Genomic DNA, 21,822 nt, shown 5'->3' with positions numbered 1-21,822 from the left:
AGCAAAGAAAATCAAGGAGTTAAATACTCAGTAGTAGGGTTAAGTAGCTAGAATTTTAGATGTCAGATTTTAAAGTTGCTGGAATTAAAGACTGTATTTTTTTTCCAACTGACTCATATGTGTCGTCAATTCTTCCGTAAATAAATTGAGTTCGATTGCACTTGATTTTAGGTTAGAGACTAATTTTTTCATGTCTTCATGTTTAAGTTCAGCGCCATCCTCAATAAGATTCATTATCCCCAAACAACGTACTAAAGGGCTTCTAACTCGGTGAGATGTCATTGTAAGCATTTCTTTTAACTTCTGACAATATTCTTTATTGAGTTCGTCTACTAATTTTTGATTGGTAAGATCACGAGTAAGTTTTCCAAAGCCAATTACAGTCCCGTTTTCATCATGTATAGCAGTTATTAAAACGCTGCCCCAAAAGGATGAACCATTTTTTTTGATTCGCCATCCCTCAACCAATGACTTACCATTTTTTCGGGCATTTTCCAAGAGTAGATCAGGAATTTTATTGTCAATATCTTCTTGATTGTAAAAACATTTGAAAGATTTCCCTATGATTTCTTCACTCCAATAGCCTTTAATTTTTTGGGCTCCAGGATTCCAAGATTGAATATTTCCATTGATATCAAGAAAGAAAAAGGCATAATCTTCCATTTCGTCAATAGCTTTCAGTAGAACTTCGGATAATTGTTTACTTTTCATTATTCAAGTCTTTAAATATAATGGAACAATATTTAATCTTGTAGTCTTTTTCGTAAATATAATACAAAATTGGATTGTTACAAACCTATATTTGAAAACTAAATTTAGAAAGTAGTAAATAAAAGAACAGAGCTTTTGGATAGATGAATTTTTAATTTCCAAAAAGCTACATCTATTGCTTTCCTCTAATTCTTTGCTTTTTCGATACCATCTAATGAACCCGGAGTTTTGCTTTGTGCACTCATAGTCAAACAAATAAAAAAAATCACCCTACAAAAGTCCATGAATGTCCAGTTTGTCGAGCAATTCCTAAAAGTATTTTATTTTTTATGAGTTAAAGAGATGTGTTTTTTTGTTATATTCTACCAAATTGCATGTTTTGTAACAATTGTGTCTTTGTGAATGGTCTCAATCATTTTGTAACCACTCTCAATATACGTTTCTTTTGATTTTACCTTTTTTCCATCGTCAAAAGTAGCAGTAATCGTATAGGCATTTTCTCCCGGAGAGTTAAAAGAAATAGCTCCATTCTCATTATCCTTAATAGTTACAATCTCACTTTTACCGTTTTCATGGAGTAATTCTACAGATTGGATATTTTTACCACTTCGATTTTTTAAAACGATACAAACTTCACCTTTCGCTAAATAATTGCAGGATGTATCTTTTTCTTTACATGATTGAAACAATTGAAATGGTATTAATGCTGTTGCAATGAATAGGGTTGTTTTCATTTAAGTAGTGTTTTTTAAAAAGTTGAACTTCTTAGGATTGCGCTTAAAGCTATCAAATCAATTAATGTGTGCAAAATAATTAGGACGTAAATATTTCTATATTTCCAGTAATAAATGGAAAACAGTACACCGATAACAAAAGGTCCAATTAAATTTTGGAATGTTCCATATCCTGAATGCAAGGCACTAAAAAGTAGTGATGTAAGTAAAATAGCTACCCACGAATTTTTGAAAATTACTTCCAATCGAGGCTGAATATAACCACGAAAAATATATTCCTCAACTACGCCTGCGGTTATTGCAACTACAGGAATTAATAATTTGCATTGAGAAATGATTGATTTCAATGCCTTTAACTTTTCACTCACCTGACTCAGACCTGCAAACGAAAGAGCAATTTTAATAGGTATCATGAATACAATGATTACAATCCAAACCACTATAATATGGGATATGAAATGCAATAGTTTGTAGTTATGATTTTCCCAAAGCAATAGTTTTTGTTTTTCAATGCGAATTGCATAGAACCAAACCAATAGTAAACCAATCCAGTGTAAAATCCTTGATGAGATAAGTGTTGTTATAGTTGGTTTTTGAATCTGGAATACCCAGGTAGAGAGCAATGAGTTTATAAAAGTAGAAGTAATTAAAAAAGATAGGATAAGTGTAATTCCTATAATCATTAATTTCTTGCTCGTGGTATTGTCAGAGGATTGCATTATTTGAAAGAGAATCGGGTTAAATTTGAGGTAAGATGAGATGGTTTTATGCCGTAAAGAAAATTTTTCTTTGAAACTATTTAGAAAGGATTGGAGGCAAAATTGGAATTGACTCTTCAGATGCGTGTAAAGAAGAATTATATTTTACTTGAGGCTAGAATGTAGTATCGAAATTATTCTTCAAGCTGATCTTCAATTTTCAATAACTTATCAAATCTAAAATCAACCAAACTTCCTTTTCGAGTATTTTTTTTTCCTTTAATATCAATTGTTTTCTTTTCTATTAGATCGGTCACTTTTATCCCTATTAATGTATGATTTTCAACGGCATAATAAGTGTTGTATATGACATATTTAAAGTTTTCATTAGTGAAGGTTACATAATTCAAATCCATTCCTTCATTTTGTTTACCACCACCTCGAAGATAAAATGAATAAGTAAATTTGTTCCAACTTTCTTTTGTTTTATCCGGAAATTCAAAGTCCACTTTTGACTTAGTTCCAAATCTATAAATAATGTATTTATGGTTTTGATCTTTTGCCAAAACCATTTTTTTTCCATTTTGAGTTTCGAAACTGTAAATCAATTGTTCGTTAGGTAACAGATAGTTTTGAGCAAAAATAAAGTTAGTACATACCAACATTACTATTAAAATAAAGTTTCTTTTCTTCTTTTTTGGCATTATTTAAAATTTAGTTTTATGCGAATAGTGTTATTATTACACCAATTTTATGAAGCTGAAATTCTGATTTCGAACTTTTCAATAGGAGAGAATGCAAAAATACAAAATGATTGCTCAAATTATCAAACATAGTGTTATTAGTAAAGAAAAATGTTGTTTGAAGTTGTATTATAAGTCAAGATCAAGCCCTGTCCACTAGCTAAATACAAATAATCATATTGATTACTTAAAATTTCGCTTTCACTTTTGTATGTTTCAACAACTCTCTTAAAGAACTATCAACTCAATGCCTTTTGGTTACTTTATCCAATACCATTGGTTTTAAAGTTTCAAGGACGATCAGTGTATTTCCACCTTTTGGACTTGCAATGGTTATTTCATAACCATGCTGTTTTGCTAGGGGGTAATTTTTTTTATTTACATTTCTTACAGTATAAATAAATCATTTCGTCAACGTTATTGTCCCCCATTTTTTTGCCTTCAAAAGGTCAGCACATGGGTTTTCAAAACAATCGGTTTTCTTATTTAGCTTTTCACTTGCGGGTATTTTATTAATTTTCTGAACACCCCGATTGGCATATGCTTCCTTATAATCTGGATTATAATGTATTGCTAGATCAAAATCTTTAATTGAACCATCAACGTCCATAATGTTACTTTTAGCGGTGCCACGTAAAAAGTAGATTTCAAAGTCGGTGGGAACTAATTCTAATAACTTGTCAAAATAGTGTATAGATTCTTCGTTCTTATGAAGTAACATTTTTATTCGACCTAAGTAGTAGAATGCCGCTTCTGCTGATTTTCCTTTAGGGTCAAGTTCCAATGCTTTGTTGTAATCTTTTATGGCAATGTCATAATTGTTTAAATAAGAATACGACTTAGCTCTGTCAATATAAGTAGCTGGATCAATTGAATCAAGTTTGATTGCTTGATTAAAACACAAGATTGCATTGTCGTAATTTCCTTGACCATTTAAGGAAAATGCTTTGTAAATGTAGGACATTTTAAGTCCGTTCTTCGTTTTTCCATTTTGTATTGCGATTGAAAAGTGTTTCTCTGCTTCACTATATTTTTCTGCTTTCAGAAGAGTTATCCCTTCGCTAAATGCTTTTTGAGATTCTTCTTGTGACCTTGCAATCAATGTTGTCAGTAAAAATGTAATGATTAGAAGTAAGTTTTTCATTGTTGTGGTCTTTTTTAAAGAATGCTTAATATTACGAAACTTAACGTAGTAGCCGAATGTTCTGAAGGATTAATTCTGGCTAAAATAAGATTTTCTGTCATACATGAACAAGAATTGCAAAAAGTTGAAGCAAAATAGGCGAATCATATACTGATTTGTAGCTATTGTGCCATACCACTGTTCCGCTTCGGATGATGTATTTATTTTATATTGAATTTATTTCTGCTAAAAAATTGAAATAGCATTATAATTAGCATTAATACGGTTATTATTAAGCTAAAGAAGAAAATTGCAACGGCACCAGAAGCACAATTATTTCCAGTGTCTTTTAATGAATATATAGAGAGAACAAAACTTAAAATGGTTATGGCGAACTGTAGAAGTAAACTAATAATACACACAATGATAAATCTAATTTTTAGAGATTTATTCAATGATCTATTTCCAACTTTATATTGAAAAATTGATGGGATGAATAGTAAAAATAGTGAAAAGAGTGTTAGCATTTTTCTGTTTAGTCAAAAGTTAGGTTTCCAGAAATAAGTATGCTGAAATCGATTAACTTATTTAGGATTCTCAAATGAAGGTGAGTAGAAGTAATTACATATAGCATTTTTTTAAATGGTACTAATTGATTTGTAAAGTCTGCTCTATTCTTTTCATTGTGCTTCTAGATTCGTTACTATTCTCGTTATTATCGGTCAGTGCATCTTGAAATACAAGTAAACTCTTGTTTCCGCTTTTGTCAATTATTTCAAAAACGTCTATTTCAATGGGAACACCAGAAAGCATTGCAGATAACTTCATTCCATCTAATCTATAGGTGTTTATTTTCTTAGTAATCTTTTTTGTTGAGCAGTTCGACTCTCCGAATTGACTTATCATTTCATTGACATATGTTTTCACGTCCAATTCAACTAGTGGTCGTATGATCATAATTTTAAAATCGTTGCCTGATAAAGTCCAAATGTCATTGGTGGTTGATAAATCTGCTTCGAAAGTATAGTTTCTTGGATATTCAAATTGAATATTATTGTGGGGGAACAGTTTCCAATCATAAACACTAATTATTGTTGGTGTTCCTTTATCTAAACCCGTCCATTTTTTGGATTGATTTTCTATAAAGTATTCGGTTCTATTCTCTGAAGTTAGTTCAAAAATTAATGGTGGCTCCTCATCTTTAGCTAAGTCAACTTGAAAATCTTTGAAGCTAATTTTCGATTCTTTTTTCTGGTCACAAGAGGTTTGAGTGAATGCAATAATGATTGAAACTAGAAATAGGGATATTTTTTTCATAATGTTGTACTACGTTACTCCGGCTTCATGAAGTGGCTCACTTTTAGCTGAATATATTTTACACAAAGCTAAAATATAATAGCGAAAAAGGAATATGAATTTAGCAATATTCCTTCCATTTTATGAAGCCGCCGTTATGAGCCGCAAGAGTAACATATAAAATGAAATTAACGCAGAGATAGTTAGTATCCATTTTAAAAAAATAGTATCCTGTATCAATTGAAGAAGAGTTCATCAAATATTTTAAAAAATAAACTTCGTATTGAGTTGAACTTTTTGGACAACCTATTTTCAAATTCTTCTTTCTTCTTTAATTTTTCAATTTAAAAAACCATTTTCCACCATTCTTCAAAATTTCGATTTTCAGTTCCCAAAACAACTTTTTCTCCAATCTTAGGTGTTAGAAGCTTAAAATTAAATTCTCCTTCTCGATACAATTTGGATACTTTTTCTAAAGGCTCATCCCATGGGTGCATTGCTAATTTAAACTTTGATGAATGTATTGGGATTAATTGTTTTGCTTTTAAATCGGTAGCCGCTTTTAAAACTTGATCCGGCAGTAAATGTATAGCTTCCCAAGCAGCATTATATTGTCCATTTTCTAAAAGAACTAAATCCAAAGGGCCAAATTTATCTCCAATTTCTTTAAAATGATTATCATATCCACTATCACCTCCTAAAAATATTTTTTTATTTGAGGTTTCTACTACAAATGATAACCAAAGTGTATTGTTTCTCTTCAATCCTCTTCCTGAGAAATGTCGTGCAGGTGTTGTGTGTAGTTTTATTTTTTTGTTTAAATGTACGGTTTCATTCCAATCTTTTTCAACAATCATTTCCTTGTTAAATCCCCAATGTTCAAAATGAGAACCAACTCCTAAGCCACAAACAATAAGTTTGACCTTACCTTTTAATTCCTTTATTGTTTTATAATCTAAATGATCATAGTGATCATGAGTAATCAATAAATAATCGATATCCGGCAAATCTGAAACTTGATAAGGGTTACTTCCATCAAATGAAGAAACGACACCAGGAATAGGTGAGGCATTACCGCTAAATACGGGATCAATTAAAAATCTGACCCCTTCAATTTGAAAAAAGTAAGACGAATGTCCAAACCAAACCAAAACTTCATCTTCAGGATTTAACTCTTTCAAATTAGTCTTTACTGATGGAATTTTGACTGATGGGCTTGTGTTGGGATTATTGCCAAATAATTGCTTGTAAAGAATACCCAACATAGAATGCCCCTCAGTTAATGTAGGTGTAAAAGAAATGTTTTCAAATTTACCGTTCTTGAATTGAGGAGATTTTTTTATCTTCTCCAATCTCTCGTCTGAAGGCTTTTTTCCAAATTGAGGTTGCTTTAAGAAAAGAATTGTAAAAGCAACAATCAAAGCAATTAGAATTAAAATTGTTGTACTAAATATCATGATTTTATTTACTATAAATTTGGTTTCAATTCGACAACTCAAAGTTAGTTATCCAACGTTTTTTATACTGTTCTTTATAACTATGTTTCCATCTTTTATGGCTCCAAAGGTAATTTTCAGGATTATGAATAATTGCATCTTCAAGTTTACTAGTAAAAATACTCGTAATTTTCCCTAAATGATACTCTTCCTCAAAATTGAAAATTGGAGCAACTTCAAATTTGTACTTGCCTCTTTTAATGCGAACAATTTTGGCAAAGAAGGTAGGTGTATTTTTTGAGGCAGAATAAAGTTCAGAACCACTTATAAAACCTGTAGGTTGTGACAAAAATGAGGTCCAAAAACTTTTTTCGGGGGTTTTGGGATTTTGATCGGCAACCATTATTAAAATATGCTCTTTAACTTTCAAGTCTTCAATTTCTTTTTTCATGTTTTTAGAAGAAACCATCTTAGAACCAAATCTACTTCTCAATTTCAGCATAAATTTATTAAACGATTTGTTTCTCAAAGGCTTATATGCAACGACTATATTTACGCTCTTAAGAACTGATGCAATATGAGCATTTGCCCATTCCCAGTTGAATTGATGGCCTAAGTAAATATGAATGTTTTGTTTGTTTTTAATGAGTTGTTGTAAATCAGAATAATTAAACTCTATTCTGGATTGCAATTCATTTTCAGTTATTGATAACAATTTTATGGTTTCAAAAATATTATCACAAAAATTCGTGTAAAACTCCCTTTCAATTTTAGTTCTATCAATGTTGTTTCGATAGGCAAATGATTTTTCAATATTCGCTCTCACTACTTTTCTTCGATACCTTATTATGTAGAATAAAATAAAAGAAGTCAAGTCAGAAAAAAAATACAGTATCCTTAAAGGAAGCAATGACAGTAAATACAAAACTGCATAAATCATAATTCAAATACTATTACATCATGTAAATTAAACTCATCGATACAATTGCAATAAAATCAATTACAATGACAAGGTTTACAATAAATTCCTCGAGTTCATTTATTTGGTTGTTTTTCATAAAAATAGATTTTAATTAATAATCAATTAGTTCCATCCACCACCTAAAGCTCTATATAAATCAACATAAGCAGATAGTAAATCTTTTTTTATTGTTACAAGTTCAAGTTCCGCTTGTAACAAATTACTTTGGGCAACAATTACTTCTAAATAAGAAGCCTCACCATTTTTAAACAACATTGTTGCACTTTTGAGCGCACTTTCTAATTTGAGTTGTCTTTCATTAGCTAATTCATATTGCATTTTTAATTTATCAATACTGACCAAAGCATTACTAACCTCTCCAACAGCAACCATTACAGTTTGTCTGAATTGATCGACGGCTTGATCCCTTTCAAGCTTTGAAACTTCATATTGTGTTCTGATTTTTTTGCTATTAAGAATTGGCGCTGTTAAACTACCAGCGAAATTTGCAAATAATGACGCAGGTATGGTAAACCAATTACTTGCTTCAAAAGAATTTACACCTCCAATTGCTGTAATATTTAATGTTGGGTAAAAATTAGATTTTGTAATTCCGACTTTCGCATTAGCTGCATCTAGAGCCAATGCTGCACTTTTAACATCAGGTCTTCTTTCAAGCAATTGAGAGGGAATACCTACTGATAAATTTGCATCAGTTACGATTGAATTTAATTTTTCAATTCTAGTTTTTTCAGAGGGAAAATTACCGGATAAAATACTTAAAGTGTTTTCTTGAATTTGGATATTCTGTTCAATTTGAGGAACTAATTTTGCAGCAATTAAACGTTGTGCTTCTGTTTGTTCTTTAGCCAATAAACTTGTCATACCAGACTCATATTGTAGTGTCACAAAACGAGAAATACTATCATTTAACTGTACCGTTTTTTTAGCTATTTCTAACTGAGCATCTAGCATTAACAAATTATAATAACTTTTAGAAACATTTGCAACCACACTGGTTTGAAGTGCTTTTTTAGCTTCTGCGGACTGTAAATATTGGGCTAAAGCTCTTTTTTTCTGATTTTTTACCTTACCCCAAATTCCTATTTCCCAAGAAAGATTTACACCTGCTGAGTAATCTTCAATGTGGTTTTGGCCCAAAAACAAATTAGTACTAACACCATTCAAACTATTTTCTGATAATCTATTCGATGATGCATTGACAAAAGCATTTATTTGTGGAACATTACCCCATTTAGTTTGTTTGTATTGCAGATTGGCAATAGAAATAGTCTTTTCGACAATCAATAAATCATTGTTCTTTTTTAAAGCCTCATCAATCAATTGAATTAATTCTTTTTCCTTAAAATAATCTTTCCATTGGATTGATGCTATAGAAGTTGTGTCTGTATTCGAAACACTCCTATAAGTTTGTGGAACTTCTATATTAGTTTTATTTTGAGCTAAAGCCCTCACACTAATTAAAAGTGTGAGAACTGTATATATTGTTATTTTTAAAATTTTCATAGTAATCAATTATAAATTAGTGGGATTGTTTTTCTTCATTATGAATTACAGCCAATGGCTTACCGGAAACTTTTTCGTGTAAATACTGAAATAGAATGAACAATACCGGAATTATAAAAATTCCTAAAAGAACACCAGTAACCATACCGCCAGCTGCACCAATACTTATTGAATGATTTCCTAAGGCTGATGGTCCAGTTGCTCGCATCATTGGAATCAATCCAACTACAAATGCAAATGAGGTCATAATAATTGGTCGTAAGCGTAATTTGGCTGCTTCTAATGCTGAGGCCAACAGTGATTTTCCTGCATTCCTTCTTTGAACTGCATATTCTACAATTAGAATGGCATTTTTAGCCAATAATCCAATTAGCATTATCAAGGCAACCTGCACATAAATATTGTTTTCAATTCCTGCAAAACCTATGGCTAAAAACACACCTAAAATACCAGTTGGTATAGATAATAATACGGCGGCGGGTAAAATATAACTTTCGTATTGTGCTGCTAACAAGAAGAATACAAATAGTAAACTCAATCCAAAAATTATAGCCGATTGTCCTGAAGAAGTGATTTCTTCATTGGTCAACCCAGAAAATTCAATCGTATAGCCTTTTGGTAATTTTGTTTCTGCTACTTCTTGAACCGCTTTGATTGCTGCACCAGAACTAAATCCGGGTTTTGCAATTGCATTAACACCAATTGAGTTAAAAAGATTATATCTCGAAGCAGTTTCTGAACCATTTACAGATTTTAGTTTCACTAATGAGTTCACCGGAACCATTTCTCCATTTCTATTCTTTACAAAGATAGCATTCATGGTTTCAGGAGTATTTCTGGAAGCGGCTTCTGCTTGAACCATAACACGATAATATTTTCCGAAACGATTGAAATCTGAAGCCTGAGCACTTCCATAATAGGTTTGCATTGCTTGGAGAATATCTCTTACATTCACACCTAGCTGCTCTGCTTTCACATCGTCAACCTCCATTTCCAATTGAGGATAATCAGCTTTGAAACTTGTAAAAGCAAAAGCAATTTCAGGTCTTTTCATTAACTCCCCAATAAACTGAGTACTGATACCACTAAATTTGCTGATACTTCCACCGGTTTTATCTTTCAATACAATATCCAATGCATCTACATTACTAAAACCAGGTACAGTTGGAAAGGTAAATACAAAGAAATTGGCTCCTTTTATACCTGACAATCTTCCGCGAACATCATCCATAATCGCATTGATGTCTTGAACATCTCCACGTTCTTTTGCTGGTTTCAATAATATAAAAGCTACGCCTGCCGAAGAACTGGTAGATGAAGTGAGCATATTAAATCCAGAAATGACATTCAATACTTTTTTAGAGGGTAGGTTCCCCAATTTTCCTTCAACTTCTTTCATTACATCCTGTGTTCTTTCTAAAGAAGCTCCAGCAGGCATTGAAAGTGAAATGGCAATAAATCCCTGATCTTCAGATGGAATAAAACCGGTTGGAGTTGTTTTTACCATATAAAAGGTTGCTGCTATCACAACCGCTAATCCACCCAAACTCAACCATTTATTTTGGATTAAAAACTGAAGACTTTTTACATATTTATCTGTCAATTTAGTGAACCCGGTGTTAAATCCGATGAAGAATTTTTCCTTAAAGTTTTTAGGCTTTTCATCCTCACGATGATGGTCATCATGTGGTACATCTTTTAAAAACAATGCCGCTAAAGCCGGACTTAATGTTAACGCATTTACTGCCGAAATTACAATGGCAATTGCTAACGTAAAGGCAAATTGTCGATAAAAAACTCCTGTTGAACCTTCCATGAAACCTACTGGCAAGAATACTGCCGACATCACTAAAGTAATCGAGATAATCGCTCCAGTAATTTCACTCATTGCAGATGTTGTAGCTGATTTTGCACTCAGTTTTTTACTATGCATTTTCTCATGAACGGCTTCCACTACAACAATTGCATCATCTACAACTATACCAATAGCTAATACTAAAGCAAAAAGAGTTAATAAGTTTACTGAGAATCCAAATATTTGCATGAAAAAGAACGTTCCTAAAATAGATACTGGAACTGCAATGGCCGGAATTAAAGTTGCTCTGAAATCTTGAAGAAATAAGAATACAACGATAAAAACTAATAGGAAAGCTTCAATTAAAGTCGATTTTACTTGTGATATTGACATATCCAAAGAATCTTTGGTATTGTATAAAATCAAATGTTTCACATCTTTAGGAAAATCCTTTGAAGCTTTTTCCATCATTGCTTTGATCGCTATCTGAACATCACTTGAATTGGATCCTGGTAATTGGAAAATACCAATATTTAAACCTGATTTTCCATCAATTCTAGTACTACTGGCATAAGTGTAAGAACCCAATTCAATACGAGCTACATCTTTTAAACGCAATACTGATCCATCAGCATTAGAATGAATTACTATATTTTCGTATTCTCCCGGATTGTTTAATTTTCCTTTGTATTTGATAACATATTCAAAAGCCTCTTTACTCGCTTCACCAAATCTACCTGGAGCAGCTTCAAGGTTTTTATCCTGAATTGCACCCATAACTTCTTTTGGTGTCAAATTATAAGCAGCCATCTTTGCAGGATTCAACCAAACACGCATTGAATAATCTTTATTACCTCCAAAAGTCACAACCTGACCCACACCCGGTATTCTTTTAAGATCAGGGATGATATTTATTTGCGCATAATTAGCCAAAAAAGTTTGATCGTATTGTTTTTCATTTTCAGTATATAAATCCACTACCATTAAAAGACTATTTTGCTTTTTGGTTGTAGAAATTCCAGCTTGAACTACTTCGGCTGGCAACTGACTCGTAGCTTGAGAAACTCTATTTTGAACGTTTACCGAAGCTTGATCAGGATCAGTTCCTAATTTGAAATTTACCGTAATAACCAATGATCCATCATTACTGGCAGTTGAACTCATATAGCTCATGTTTTCTACTCCATTAATTGCCTCTTCTAATGAAGGCGCAACAGAACGAAGTACAGTTTCTGCATTTGCTCCTGGATACAAAGCAACAACTTGAACCGCTGGTGGTGCAATATCAGGAAATTGTTGCAGGGGAAGGGTAGATAATCCTATACTTCCTAGGATAACTATAAGTATAGCGATGACTGTTGATAGTACTGGCCTATCAATAAATTTTTGTAACATATTGAATGAGTTGGATTTAGAAATTAAATTTTTGCCACTTCTTTTTTAGTATTTTGCTTCGCCTGTTCGCTAAAGCTCGGGTCAGGAATAATTTTTGCTCCATCCGGTAAATTTTCAAAACCTTTTAATACAATTCTGTCTCCGGTTTTGATACCTTCTTCTACTAAATAATTGGTTCCGCTTTTGCCTGAAACAACGATTGGTTGACGCATAACACTATTGTTTTTATCCAGTAAAAAGACATATACTTTATCCTGTATTTCAATTGTAGCTTCTTGTGGAACCACTATTGCATTGGCGTGATTTACATTTATTTTAACTTTTCCAGTATTACCCGAACGTAATAAGCCATTATTGTTTGGAAATTTTGCTCTTAAAGTAATTGCACCGGTGGTCTTATCAAATTGACCATCTACCATATCAACATTTCCTTTATGATCATATTCAGTATTGTCAGATAATACTAAAGAAACTGCTGGCATTTTTTTGATTTTTTGAGCGATAGTATTTCCCTCATATTGTTTTTTAAAGTGCAAAAAATCATTTTCACTTAAAGAGAAATAGGCATATACTTCTTTGATGTCGGATAATTTTGTCAATGCTTCTGGATCTTGAGGACCAACAAGACTGCCTTGCTTTCTCGGTAATCTACCTATATAACCATTAATAGGTGCTTGTATTAAAGTATAATCCAAATTAATTTGAGCGTTATTTAACACTGATTTGGCTTGTTCAACATTAGATTTTGCAATACTTAAGTTGGATTTGGCCGTTCTTAATTGATAATCAGAATACATTTTACTTTGTACCAATGGGACTAATTTATCCACTTCAATTTGTGCATTGATTAATGAAGCTTCAGCTGCTCTTAAACTTGCTTTAGCAGTATTGAATTGTTGACGATATACATTGTCATTGATTTTAAACAAGGGTTGTCCTTTAGTAACATAAGCGCCTTCATCAACAAATATTTTTTCTAAAGTACCGTTCACTTGTGGTCGTACTTCAATATCTGCTTTTCCCTGAATTGCTACAGGAAATTCTGTTGAAGTTTGTGCATCAGATTCCGCTATATTTAAAACAGGTAATGTTGGTGCCACAACAGGAGGCATTTCATTATTTTTTCCTGAGCAACTAATTAATAGGATAGACAATACACTAAATAGTATGATCTTTTTCATAATCGTTTTTTTATTTGTTATTATTAATTTAAAGGGGAAATCATTCTTTATTTTTGGAATAATCGTTTCAGAATTCATGCTGCTTTTTATATTAAAAATGGTTAGTACTTATGTTTTATTTTGAAATAATCGTTTCAGAATTAAATCTGTAATAGACTGTATTTATTATATTTTACGAAACTTTTTCTGAAACAATCATTCCAGAAAAAAAGTAAAAAAAAACTATGGTAAAATAGTCTTAATTAAAAACTCAGACATTTTTTTGATTCGAATTGGATTTCTCTCTAATATGTAAGATTGCTTCCATCCAGTAAACGAAGTCACAATGTATTCTGCAATTAATTTTGCATCTGAAGTTCCATCCAATTCTTTGTTATCAATTGCTTTTTGAACAACTTCCGACAAAAAAAGAAGATAAATTTCGTTATTCTTTTGCATCTGATTTCTAACTTGTAAATCTTCAGGTGCAATTTCAAAAATTGTTTTCATCCCTAAGCAACCTTTTTCACAATCTACAATCCAAGAAACTTTATCTCTAATGATGTTAATAAGTGCTTGTTTGGCAGATTTTTCAAGTGCTACTTTTTCTTTCAATTCAACCATGGCATTGTCAAAATAGCTTGTCAAACATTTCAAAAAAAGATTATGTTTGTCACCAAATGTATTGTATAAACTACTTCGATTAATTTGCATAGCATCAACAAGATCTTGCATAGAAGTGGCATTATATCCTTTTTCCCAAAAGACATTCATTGCCGCATCTATTTTCTCGCTCTCATTAAATTCTACACAACGTGCCATGAAATCTAAATTTACAATGCAAATATAATTATATTTTGGAATAATCGTTTCAGAATTTTAAAATTAACAAAAAATTAAAATTTTAAAGTTCCTAATTAATGTCGATTTTCAATATTTATAATTGAAGAAATTGGAGATTTAGATAGACTGATTTCTAACTAATATAAGATTTTCCAACAGATTCAAGCAAGAATTGCGAACAGGCTAAGCAAAATCGAAAGTTAAATTTATTGATAAGTGGCTAATAGGGCAAATTGCTGTTAGCAGTAGTTTATATTAATTCTTTTTTAAATTCTTGTTTACTAAAGTCCAATATTTCATTCCATTTTCAGTTCTTAATTCTGTAAAATTAAATTTAATTAGTAGATTTATAGAGTTTGTATTTTCTACCAAACAGTTAGCTGTGATTTCTTTTACCATTTCATTTGAGAAAGCCCATTTTATAATTTCTTTTACAGCTTCTTCAGCGTAACCTTTTCGTCTTTCTTCTTTAATTATCCCATAACCAATATCAATGTTTCCTTCATTATAATTAAATCCTTTAAAACCCAAATCTCCAATTATTTCTAATGTTTCTTTTTTGATTATCATCCAAGATTCATAGCCAGTTGGTGTTTCAACTTTTGATAAGTTATTAATTATTTTTGGCAATGTTTCAACAACATCAGCATCTGGCCAACTTCTCCCTTTTTTTAAATTCAATATGTCCAAATCACTAAAGTCGTCATTTAATAAATTTCTACAAATTTGTATTGTGAATGGAATTAGGATTAATCTATCAGTTACTAATTTATCAATTTCAAGGTTTTTGACTTTCACTATTTTGATTTCTTTCTTTATTTTATTTTAGGATTTTGCGGTTGTAAAATTTCTTCTAACGTTCTGGTAACATAACAGGTTTGGGACTAAATTAAGATTTATTTTTCGGTTATCACTAAACTGACAAATACAAAACCAACATCCCATTAAGCCAAATGCCCAAATCCGAAGTAGTAGCTGTTATGCAACGTAATATTTTTTCAACGGCAATTTAAACCTTCGCAGTATATTCCAAGACTCTTTGTCTTAATAAATCCTTCTCTACTAATTTTTATTTCAACCGACTCTCTTCGAGTTGGAAATTCATGGTATTTCATTAGATGCAATTCGAAACCATTTTGCAAGTTTCTGTACTCGCTTCCTCTAATATCATTATCTAACTGATAACCATAAGTTCTTGCTAAAAGCATCGCTTCTTCAAGATTGTCAATTGTCCCTAAAAAATCACGGAATTCTTCTTCAGTTTTTAAGTTGTTTACTTTGCCATTATCAATTGTCACAACATAATTACAACGAAAATTTGGATGCCCTCCAAAGAAAATTCCAATGGTATAATTTGGTCTTGGTTTTTCATTTATTTTTTTTCTTAATAAAGAATCTCCTCCTTGTTTTAAAACAGTATAGGTTTCTGAACTTGAGTTTTGATTGTAGGTAGCGTATTGCCAATATTGATAGTTTCGATTAGGTTTTATATATTTCGCTAAACTGTCCAAATAATTTTCTTTTAAGTTGTAATCAATTTTATGAAAATTAGGAGTTCCTACAACGTTTTCAATTTTCATTGCTACGTCTAATTTTTCTAACTTTTCCACTTCTTTTTTTTTACAAGAAACAAATAGGAGAAGAGTTGGGATGATTATGTTTTTCATTGTAAGTGTTTTGAAATTATGTCGTATAACGGTTTCGGGCTTTGCGTTCGGAGTACAAAGCTTCAATTTATTACTAAAGTTCATTAGATGTACAAAGCTCCAAGTTTGCACGTCAGACCGCCTGACGCAAAACCATTGTTACAAGCTGTGTTACCTTGTCAGTCATTCGTGTTGTTATCTATTCTACTTTTGTTAATTTCAGTTGCAACATTAATTTCAATATATACAAGCCCGAAAATAATGGCTATTTCCCCTAAAAAGTATGCTATAGCAATAGTTTTAAGTTGAGGGTTATAGAAAATTGTAAGACCAATAGTCAAGACGCAATAAAGTAGGTTAGCAATACTAATACCCTTAATAAAAGGTGACCAGTTCGTTTTAATGACAAAAAAACAAGTCGTTGAGTAAATACAGAAACAAACTGCAATCACAGAAAGATAAGTCAATATTCTTTTAGGCATTCCAAAATATTCGTTGAAATTTCCCAATACTACAAACAATAAAAACGCAGTAGTCAAAGCACCTAAACTGTCTATTAAGAAAAGTTTTTTTGGTTCTGAGGATAATTGTTTTATAATCTTATTTACAGTCTTTATCATATAAATTGCCAATGTTAGTTTTGTCAAACATTTACACGTTGTCTTATTTGTTTGTGTGGTCTTCTATCATTGCTGGTAATCCTGCCGGCTTGAAGAAGTTGAGAATTTAGTAATCCAGAACTTTCCATTAATCACTGAACTCAAAGATGCAAAACAATGTTTAAATTAATGACTAAAACCCCTTTTTCCAAACCACTGTTGTGTGCTGCTTTAATCATTTCCTGTGATTAATTTTGCTATACGTTCAGAATTAATTATCCCTATTTTGTCAAGGGTTTTACGAATTCTAAGCTCAAATTTGTTTTGTTGGCTTCTAATTTTTTCTATTTCTTTTTTTAGTTTTTCTTCTGAAAATTGAAATTTACTTTTTATATCCTTAAAATCTTCAAGATTTAAATCAGTATAGTCAGAAAACTCAACTTTGCCATTTTCTTTTTTGTAAAATATCCAAGGATGACCAATCCATAATTGTATCCAGCCATTTGATTTTTCATCAAAAATGCTTTCCCACTCTTTAATATTCCCAATATCTCCGCAGCAAGTAGGTTCAATAAGTAAAACATTATCGTCACTTACAACAATTCCTCCGTATATTCTGGTTACTTGTTCCTCAAAATCATCCAAATCAACTTCTTTTAGCTCATTTCTAATTATTTCTTCAAGCTCGTTGTCGTTAATTGTTTCAATGTCAACTAAATAAGATCCTTTTCTAATTGCACTTAAATTTCCTAATCTTTTGTCTGAAATACATCTTATCCAAAATTCATTCCATTCATCCGGAAGTTCAGATGAGCTACCATTAGGATACTCATACTCACTATCAGAGTAAGCATATGGACTTATTTCGATTGTGTTAAATAGTTTCATTTTTTAAATCTTATTCGCTCGAAAATAGCACACAATGTTTCCACGCTTTAAGCGGTTTGTGGGCTTAGAAGCAGAGTGTTTTCTGCTTAACCTGAATACGGTAATTCCACTAAATCCGCAAATCGATTGAAACGTGTGTTAGCTGTTGTTTTTTCTCTGTTCAGTTTTTCTATTCCTTTTTTTTCAGAGTTATAATGGGTTTAAATTCGATTTTTTCGCAAGCATAACAATTCTCTTTATGAAATTCTTGAAATTCATCAAACTCTGTTCGGTAAGGCTTATAACCATTTTTAATTATCTCAAAGTCAGCAAAACACCAAGCAAATGGCAAATCTAATGGTGTATGGAACCATTCAATTCGTGACTTTTCGTCTAGTTTAAAGTTGCCATTTTTATCAGTTCTGACAGTTTGCGTTCTGAATTCTATAGATTCTATTGCGCCAATTTCTTTGTTTTTAAAATATTCTTCTTCAATTCTATAAACAATTGCGTCAGAAATTGGATTTCCACTTTCATCAATTACTTTCCCAATAACTTTTGCTTCATAAAAAACCTTTTGAGGACGAATAAAAAGGCCGATTATAAAAATCAGAATTATTATTAGAATTATTTTAACGGTTTTCTTCATATTTTATTTTCAAGGCAAAATAACGGCTAACGTTCCGGCGCTTGGCGAGGTTGCGAAGTTCGGAACCGATTATTGTATTTCATCCGTTCGGCTTTTAGCCTCGGGTCTATCAAAGATAAATTTCTTGCGAGAAATAAACGTGAACTTACCACAAAATTCGCACACGAGCGCAGCGACTGTCGAAGGAATCTTGCCAAACGCTTGTTAGTGGTAGTATTTATTTTAATTAAAGTGCTTTTTTATGATTTTAGCTCTGTTTTCTCTTTCGGCATTGATCATTTCAGTGATAAAGTCAGTCATTTTGTTTTCGTCTATTTTAAGTTGACTAACATGTAAATTAATATTCTGTGCTCCAACCGCTTTATTGAGTTTAGCAGCCCATTTATATAACTTTTTCTTCATGACAAAAGACTTGTCAAGTTTGAGCGACACAAATTTTTGCTGATGAATGTTTAATGGATAGGCACTTTTAATTTGCTCCCATTTGAATTCGTCCTGTTTTGTGGTTCTGTCCCAAATACCATTTTCGGTTATAATTATTTGTGGTCGTCTGTCAAAAGTTTGAAAAAGTCCAATTGGAATACCAAGTCCAAAAAAACAAGTACAAATCCAGCCCATTATATAATCTGTTGTTCCAAAAGGTTCTTTACTTATTGCAAAAATTCCAATTGTAATGAAAGGAATTGACAGGGCAAAAATTTTTAGTCCTTTTAATGGTTTTTTATAGAGTTTGATTTCTGTCATTTTTCAATTTCAATTTTTAACCGATTTGCTTGTAATATTGCCACTAACGTTCCGGTGCTTGGCGAGGCTGCGAAGTTCGGAACTGATTATTTTATTTCATCGGTTCGGCTCTCAGCCTCGGGTCTGTTAAAGATAAAATTTCTTGCGAAATGTAAACGTGAATTTACTACAAAACTCGCACATGAGCGCAGCGACTGCCGAAGGAATCTTGCCAAACGCTTGTTGTATGCTGTGTTTATTTGAATTTCTCCAATTCAATTGCTTCGTCAAAGTATGTTTTAAACTTTACGATTGTGTATGAACTATCAAAAGCAATTATTTCTATTTCAGAATTTTTAACTTGAAAATTATCGTTTTTCCATATCAACTCATTTCCCTCAACGAATGGTAAGTTATTCTCATCAATTTCAATTTCAGTATTTTTCGGAACAGCTGATATTACACCCCAAATTATTTGAGTTTGAGAATTAACAATTTTTAGAAATTCTTCATTGTTTAATTTAAAATAATCCTCGTCAAAATTTATCGGCAAAGATTTGTCAGCCATAAAATCTAAATCACATAAAAACCAGTTATAGTTTTCTATAATCTCCAAAATGGGTTTTAAAGTTTCACTTAAATTAGTATGAAGTTTAATTTTTTTTGTATTTCTAATTATCCAATTCATCTATTAAGTTCTGTATGGTAACATAGCATACAACGTGCCGCCGGCTTCACGAAGTGGCGATTTAGCGAACGATTTATTTTCGGTTAAATTTACTGTTTTTTCGTGAAGAAAAAACATGAGGCATTTAAACATCTCGCTGTTTCGTGAAACCGCTGTTGTGCGATCACCTTTTTTATTTATCTCGTTCGGTTATGTATTTTTTGATTTTAGTTGATATTGATGAGAATTCATTTCTCAAGCATAATCCTAAACGGTTACCTTTGATATGTGCAGTTGGAGAATATTGATTTTCTTCATAAAGTTTTAAAAATATATTTGGGATTTCTTCAAAAAATTCTAACACAAATAGATGATTTCTTCCTTGTTCTATTTCTTCGGCAGGAATCCAGCCATTAACCAAAGAATGAATTATTTTATATTCTTTAATTACTGATTCGTCAGGATTATCTATATTAAATGTACAATCTAATAATTGATGTATGAGTAATTGTTGGGGAACTCGAAAAGTTGCGACCAGAATCTGTCTTTCGTTTTTCTGCCAATTGATAAAGTTATAATAAGATTGGTTTTTTTCGCGATTATTGAAACGTTTTATAACAAGTTCCTTTACGGAATCAACACCCATTTTGGAAAAGTAAGCATCAATTTCAATATATCCCATTTCTAATTCATAAGTTTCTTTCATACTTTTTCTCAAGGTGTCGCACAACGTCCCGCCACTTGGCGAGGTTGGGGATTAAAGATGCGAGATTTTTCGGTTAAACACAAATTTCACAAATGCAAAACCATCTTTAAATTCAGCCTGAAACCCCAATCTTGCCAAATGGCTGTTACAAGCTGGCTTTTAATCTCAACATCGTATTTACACTTTTAATCAGTCCAATTGATGCTTTTCCAGTTTCCATTTGAAAATCAAATTCGTCTCCATACATATCTACAATTCTGAATTTCGACAATTCAGGTTTGTTTACTTGCTTTTTAAAATCTCCGTAAACTACGTCATCAATTTCTTCAAAACTCACAAAGTTTAGATTTCCATTCTCTTTTTCAATTATGCGTCGAGTTGTAATTATTGTTTTTGCTTTCTGGCTTTTTATTTCAAAGATTGGCAATTCATTTTCTTCCAAGACAAATTCTGTAGATTTATCTTCCACACAAACTTTCGAATACAACCAATTTTCAGGATTCATTACACTTCGGTTTATCGCTGCAATAGTTATTTCTTTTATCGATTTGTCAGTTTTCATTTTTTGCAGAATGTTTGTGAAGCTTGCTTGTAACGTTCCGGCGCTTGGCGAGGTTGCGAGCTACGGAACCAATTATTTTCTATTAAAGATAAAATTTCTTGCGAGAAATAAACGTGTATTTACTATAAAATTCGCACACGAGCGCAGCGACTACCTTAGGAATCTTGCCAAACGCCTGTTAGCTGTAGTTTTTTTTATCAATTAGTTTTATTACAATGTCATCAATATATTTATCATCGGTTAACTTTTCATAAGTTTTATTGCCTCCTTCAAAAAGTATTATGTATGCATTATTTTCCTCATTAATGCAACTTAGAATTGAGTCTGATATTTGTGAAAATTCATTTATCCAGTTTTTTACTGATTCAGATTCGTCTAGCATACAGCTCATAGCTGTAGTAACAGCAGTAAATTCAATTTTGTATATTTCTTTTTCAGTTAAATATGTAATACTTACGTCGAAATTTCCAATTCTGATTTTACCGTTTCCTAAATATGTTGAAACAAAGTTTTCTTTGAAAATTTCAACTTTACGTGTCGAGTATTTTTCATATAGTGTTTCAATTATTGGTAGGTCTATATCAAAAATAATTGAAGTAGAATAGTTAACTCTGTTGTCTTCAACGTTGCTTGAAAAGTTGTGACCTTTTATTAATAAAGAATCTTGATTCAAAGATATTTCTTTTTCATCATCATCAGTATTGCTTAAAAGCCAATTAAAAGAATCTTTTAATTTTTCTTTTTTTATGTATGTCAAAATTGAGTAGTCTAGTCCCATTTTTGTGTAAAATTACAGCTAACGTTCCGCGGCTTGGCGCAGTAGCGGCTGCGTGAACGATTATTTCTTGCTAAGATAAGATTTTTCAGCGGAAAATCGAACGTTGTTATTTATTGTAAATGTAGCTATTGTGCCAAACCGCCTTAAGTTTACATTTTCTACATTTAGCTATTAATCAGAAAGAACAAAAGAGAGGAGTAAGG

At 31.6% G+C, this 21,822-nt stretch carries 22 protein-coding genes; all 22 read right to left on the bottom strand.

Annotated features, from left to right (window positions below; translation table 11 throughout):
* Nucleotides 1–84 precede the first annotated feature (84 nt).
* The 22 genes from ACFO7M_RS05845 to ACFO7M_RS05740 all read right to left on the bottom strand — a co-directional run bounded on the left by ACFO7M_RS05845 (nt 85) and on the right by ACFO7M_RS05740 (nt 21,619).
* Nucleotides 85–711: a PAS domain S-box protein gene (locus ACFO7M_RS05845; RefSeq protein WP_379734545.1), complete on the bottom strand. Its 627-nt coding sequence runs from the start codon at nt 709–711 to the stop codon at nt 85–87.
* 362 nt (nt 712–1,073) lie between these two features.
* Entirely contained in the window at nt 1,074–1,445 is a 372-nt protein-coding gene (locus ACFO7M_RS05840) for a hypothetical protein (protein ID WP_379734543.1), read from the bottom strand.
* A gap of 14 nt (nt 1,446–1,459) precedes the next feature.
* Nucleotides 1,460–2,164 (bottom strand): CPBP family intramembrane glutamic endopeptidase, encoded by a 705-nt coding sequence (locus tag ACFO7M_RS05835; protein WP_379734541.1) that lies wholly within the window; start codon nt 2,162–2,164, stop codon nt 1,460–1,462.
* 173 nt (nt 2,165–2,337) lie between these two features.
* On the bottom strand, nt 2,338–2,847 hold the full coding sequence (locus tag ACFO7M_RS05830; RefSeq protein ID WP_379734539.1) for a hypothetical protein: 510 nt from the start codon (nt 2,845–2,847) through the stop codon (nt 2,338–2,340).
* A 442-nt stretch (nt 2,848–3,289) separates the two neighbouring features.
* The gene (locus tag ACFO7M_RS05825) at nt 3,290–4,030 is read right to left on the bottom strand and encodes a tetratricopeptide repeat protein (protein WP_379734537.1); all 741 of its coding nucleotides are present in this window, start codon (nt 4,028–4,030) and stop codon (nt 3,290–3,292) included.
* A 627-nt stretch (nt 4,031–4,657) separates the two neighbouring features.
* Nucleotides 4,658–5,326: a hypothetical protein gene (locus ACFO7M_RS05820; RefSeq protein ID WP_379734535.1), complete on the bottom strand. Its 669-nt coding sequence runs from the start codon at nt 5,324–5,326 to the stop codon at nt 4,658–4,660.
* Nucleotides 5,327–5,649: 323 nt separating this feature from the next.
* Nucleotides 5,650–6,726 carry an MBL fold metallo-hydrolase gene (locus ACFO7M_RS05815; protein ID WP_379734533.1) on the bottom strand — a complete coding sequence of 359 codons (1,077 nt, stop codon included), beginning with the start codon at nt 6,724–6,726 and terminating at the stop codon, nt 5,650–5,652.
* 61 nt (nt 6,727–6,787) lie between these two features.
* Nucleotides 6,788–7,681, bottom strand: a complete 894-nt coding sequence (locus tag ACFO7M_RS05810; RefSeq protein WP_379734531.1) for a lysophospholipid acyltransferase family protein — start codon at nt 7,679–7,681, stop codon at nt 6,788–6,790.
* 144 nt (nt 7,682–7,825) lie between these two features.
* Nucleotides 7,826–9,229 carry a TolC family protein gene (locus tag ACFO7M_RS05805; RefSeq protein ID WP_379734529.1) on the bottom strand — a complete coding sequence of 468 codons (1,404 nt, stop codon included), beginning with the start codon at nt 9,227–9,229 and terminating at the stop codon, nt 7,826–7,828.
* A gap of 16 nt (nt 9,230–9,245) precedes the next feature.
* Nucleotides 9,246–12,419: an efflux RND transporter permease subunit gene (locus ACFO7M_RS05800; RefSeq protein ID WP_379734527.1), complete on the bottom strand. Its 3,174-nt coding sequence runs from the start codon at nt 12,417–12,419 to the stop codon at nt 9,246–9,248.
* Nucleotides 12,420–12,442: 23 nt separating this feature from the next.
* Entirely contained in the window at nt 12,443–13,600 is a 1,158-nt protein-coding gene (locus tag ACFO7M_RS05795) for an efflux RND transporter periplasmic adaptor subunit (RefSeq protein ID WP_379712059.1), read from the bottom strand.
* Nucleotides 13,601–13,822: 222 nt separating this feature from the next.
* Nucleotides 13,823–14,401 carry a TetR/AcrR family transcriptional regulator gene (locus ACFO7M_RS05790; protein WP_379712061.1) on the bottom strand — a complete coding sequence of 193 codons (579 nt, stop codon included), beginning with the start codon at nt 14,399–14,401 and terminating at the stop codon, nt 13,823–13,825.
* 276 nt (nt 14,402–14,677) lie between these two features.
* Nucleotides 14,678–15,220, bottom strand: a complete 543-nt coding sequence (locus ACFO7M_RS05785) for a GNAT family N-acetyltransferase (protein WP_379734525.1) — start codon at nt 15,218–15,220, stop codon at nt 14,678–14,680.
* 200 nt (nt 15,221–15,420) lie between these two features.
* On the bottom strand, nt 15,421–16,089 hold the full coding sequence (locus ACFO7M_RS05780) for a hypothetical protein (RefSeq protein WP_379712071.1): 669 nt from the start codon (nt 16,087–16,089) through the stop codon (nt 15,421–15,423).
* A gap of 158 nt (nt 16,090–16,247) precedes the next feature.
* A complete protein-coding gene (locus ACFO7M_RS05775; protein ID WP_379734523.1) occupies nt 16,248–16,688 on the bottom strand; it encodes a hypothetical protein in 441 nt (146 codons plus the stop codon).
* A 210-nt stretch (nt 16,689–16,898) separates the two neighbouring features.
* Entirely contained in the window at nt 16,899–17,555 is a 657-nt protein-coding gene (locus ACFO7M_RS05770; RefSeq protein ID WP_379734521.1) for a hypothetical protein, read from the bottom strand.
* Nucleotides 17,556–17,724: 169 nt separating this feature from the next.
* Nucleotides 17,725–18,183, bottom strand: coding sequence for a hypothetical protein (locus tag ACFO7M_RS05765; RefSeq protein WP_379734519.1), 459 nt, complete (start codon nt 18,181–18,183; stop codon nt 17,725–17,727).
* A gap of 222 nt (nt 18,184–18,405) precedes the next feature.
* The gene (locus ACFO7M_RS05760; protein WP_379734517.1) at nt 18,406–18,927 is read right to left on the bottom strand and encodes an STM3941 family protein; all 522 of its coding nucleotides are present in this window, start codon (nt 18,925–18,927) and stop codon (nt 18,406–18,408) included.
* Nucleotides 18,928–19,162: 235 nt separating this feature from the next.
* On the bottom strand, nt 19,163–19,594 hold the full coding sequence (locus ACFO7M_RS05755) for a hypothetical protein (protein ID WP_379734515.1): 432 nt from the start codon (nt 19,592–19,594) through the stop codon (nt 19,163–19,165).
* Nucleotides 19,595–19,766: 172 nt separating this feature from the next.
* Nucleotides 19,767–20,279 carry a hypothetical protein gene (locus tag ACFO7M_RS05750; protein ID WP_379734513.1) on the bottom strand — a complete coding sequence of 171 codons (513 nt, stop codon included), beginning with the start codon at nt 20,277–20,279 and terminating at the stop codon, nt 19,767–19,769.
* Nucleotides 20,280–20,424: 145 nt separating this feature from the next.
* On the bottom strand, nt 20,425–20,841 hold the full coding sequence (locus tag ACFO7M_RS05745; RefSeq protein ID WP_379734511.1) for a hypothetical protein: 417 nt from the start codon (nt 20,839–20,841) through the stop codon (nt 20,425–20,427).
* 178 nt (nt 20,842–21,019) lie between these two features.
* Nucleotides 21,020–21,619 (bottom strand): hypothetical protein, encoded by a 600-nt coding sequence (locus ACFO7M_RS05740; RefSeq protein WP_379734509.1) that lies wholly within the window; start codon nt 21,617–21,619, stop codon nt 21,020–21,022.
* Between the last annotated feature and the right edge of the window lie 203 nt (nt 21,620–21,822).

Source organism: Flavobacterium sp. GCM10023249 (genome assembly GCF_042653365.1).
Taxonomy (GTDB): Bacteria; Bacteroidota; Bacteroidia; order Flavobacteriales; family Flavobacteriaceae; genus Flavobacterium.
This window is presented reverse-complemented; position numbering and strand designations above follow the sequence as displayed.

Bases quoted from the DNA above. Each gene is read 5' to 3' on its own strand.
- ACFO7M_RS05775 (WP_379734523.1), bottom strand. From the start codon at position 16,688: ATGATAAAGACTGTAAATAAGATTATAAAACAATTATCCTCAGAACCA.
- ACFO7M_RS05810 (WP_379734531.1), bottom strand. From the start codon at position 7,681: ATGATTTATGCAGTTTTGTATTTACTGTCATTGCTTCCTTTAAGGATA.
- ACFO7M_RS05800 (WP_379734527.1), bottom strand. From the start codon at position 12,419: ATGTTACAAAAATTTATTGATAGGCCAGTACTATCAACAGTCATCGCT.
- ACFO7M_RS05840 (WP_379734543.1), bottom strand. From the start codon at position 1,445: ATGAAAACAACCCTATTCATTGCAACAGCATTAATACCATTTCAATTG.
- ACFO7M_RS05780 (WP_379712071.1), bottom strand. From the start codon at position 16,089: ATGAAAAACATAATCATCCCAACTCTTCTCCTATTTGTTTCTTGTAAA.
- ACFO7M_RS05795 (WP_379712059.1), bottom strand. From the start codon at position 13,600: ATGAAAAAGATCATACTATTTAGTGTATTGTCTATCCTATTAATTAGT.
- ACFO7M_RS05760 (WP_379734517.1), bottom strand. From the start codon at position 18,927: ATGACAGAAATCAAACTCTATAAAAAACCATTAAAAGGACTAAAAATT.
- ACFO7M_RS05770 (WP_379734521.1), bottom strand. From the start codon at position 17,555: ATGAAACTATTTAACACAATCGAAATAAGTCCATATGCTTACTCTGAT.
- ACFO7M_RS05745 (WP_379734511.1), bottom strand. From the start codon at position 20,841: ATGAAAACTGACAAATCGATAAAAGAAATAACTATTGCAGCGATAAAC.
- ACFO7M_RS05830 (WP_379734539.1), bottom strand. From the start codon at position 2,847: ATGCCAAAAAAGAAGAAAAGAAACTTTATTTTAATAGTAATGTTGGTA.
- ACFO7M_RS05825 (WP_379734537.1), bottom strand. From the start codon at position 4,030: ATGAAAAACTTACTTCTAATCATTACATTTTTACTGACAACATTGATT.
- ACFO7M_RS05740 (WP_379734509.1), bottom strand. From the start codon at position 21,619: ATGGGACTAGACTACTCAATTTTGACATACATAAAAAAAGAAAAATTA.
- ACFO7M_RS05835 (WP_379734541.1), bottom strand. From the start codon at position 2,164: ATGCAATCCTCTGACAATACCACGAGCAAGAAATTAATGATTATAGGA.
- ACFO7M_RS05755 (WP_379734515.1), bottom strand. From the start codon at position 19,594: ATGAATTGGATAATTAGAAATACAAAAAAAATTAAACTTCATACTAAT.
- ACFO7M_RS05805 (WP_379734529.1), bottom strand. From the start codon at position 9,229: ATGAAAATTTTAAAAATAACAATATATACAGTTCTCACACTTTTAATT.
- ACFO7M_RS05790 (WP_379712061.1), bottom strand. From the start codon at position 14,401: ATGGCACGTTGTGTAGAATTTAATGAGAGCGAGAAAATAGATGCGGCA.
- ACFO7M_RS05845 (WP_379734545.1), bottom strand. From the start codon at position 711: ATGAAAAGTAAACAATTATCCGAAGTTCTACTGAAAGCTATTGACGAA.
- ACFO7M_RS05765 (WP_379734519.1), bottom strand. From the start codon at position 18,183: ATGAAGAAAACCGTTAAAATAATTCTAATAATAATTCTGATTTTTATA.
- ACFO7M_RS05820 (WP_379734535.1), bottom strand. From the start codon at position 5,326: ATGAAAAAAATATCCCTATTTCTAGTTTCAATCATTATTGCATTCACT.
- ACFO7M_RS05750 (WP_379734513.1), bottom strand. From the start codon at position 20,279: ATGAAAGAAACTTATGAATTAGAAATGGGATATATTGAAATTGATGCT.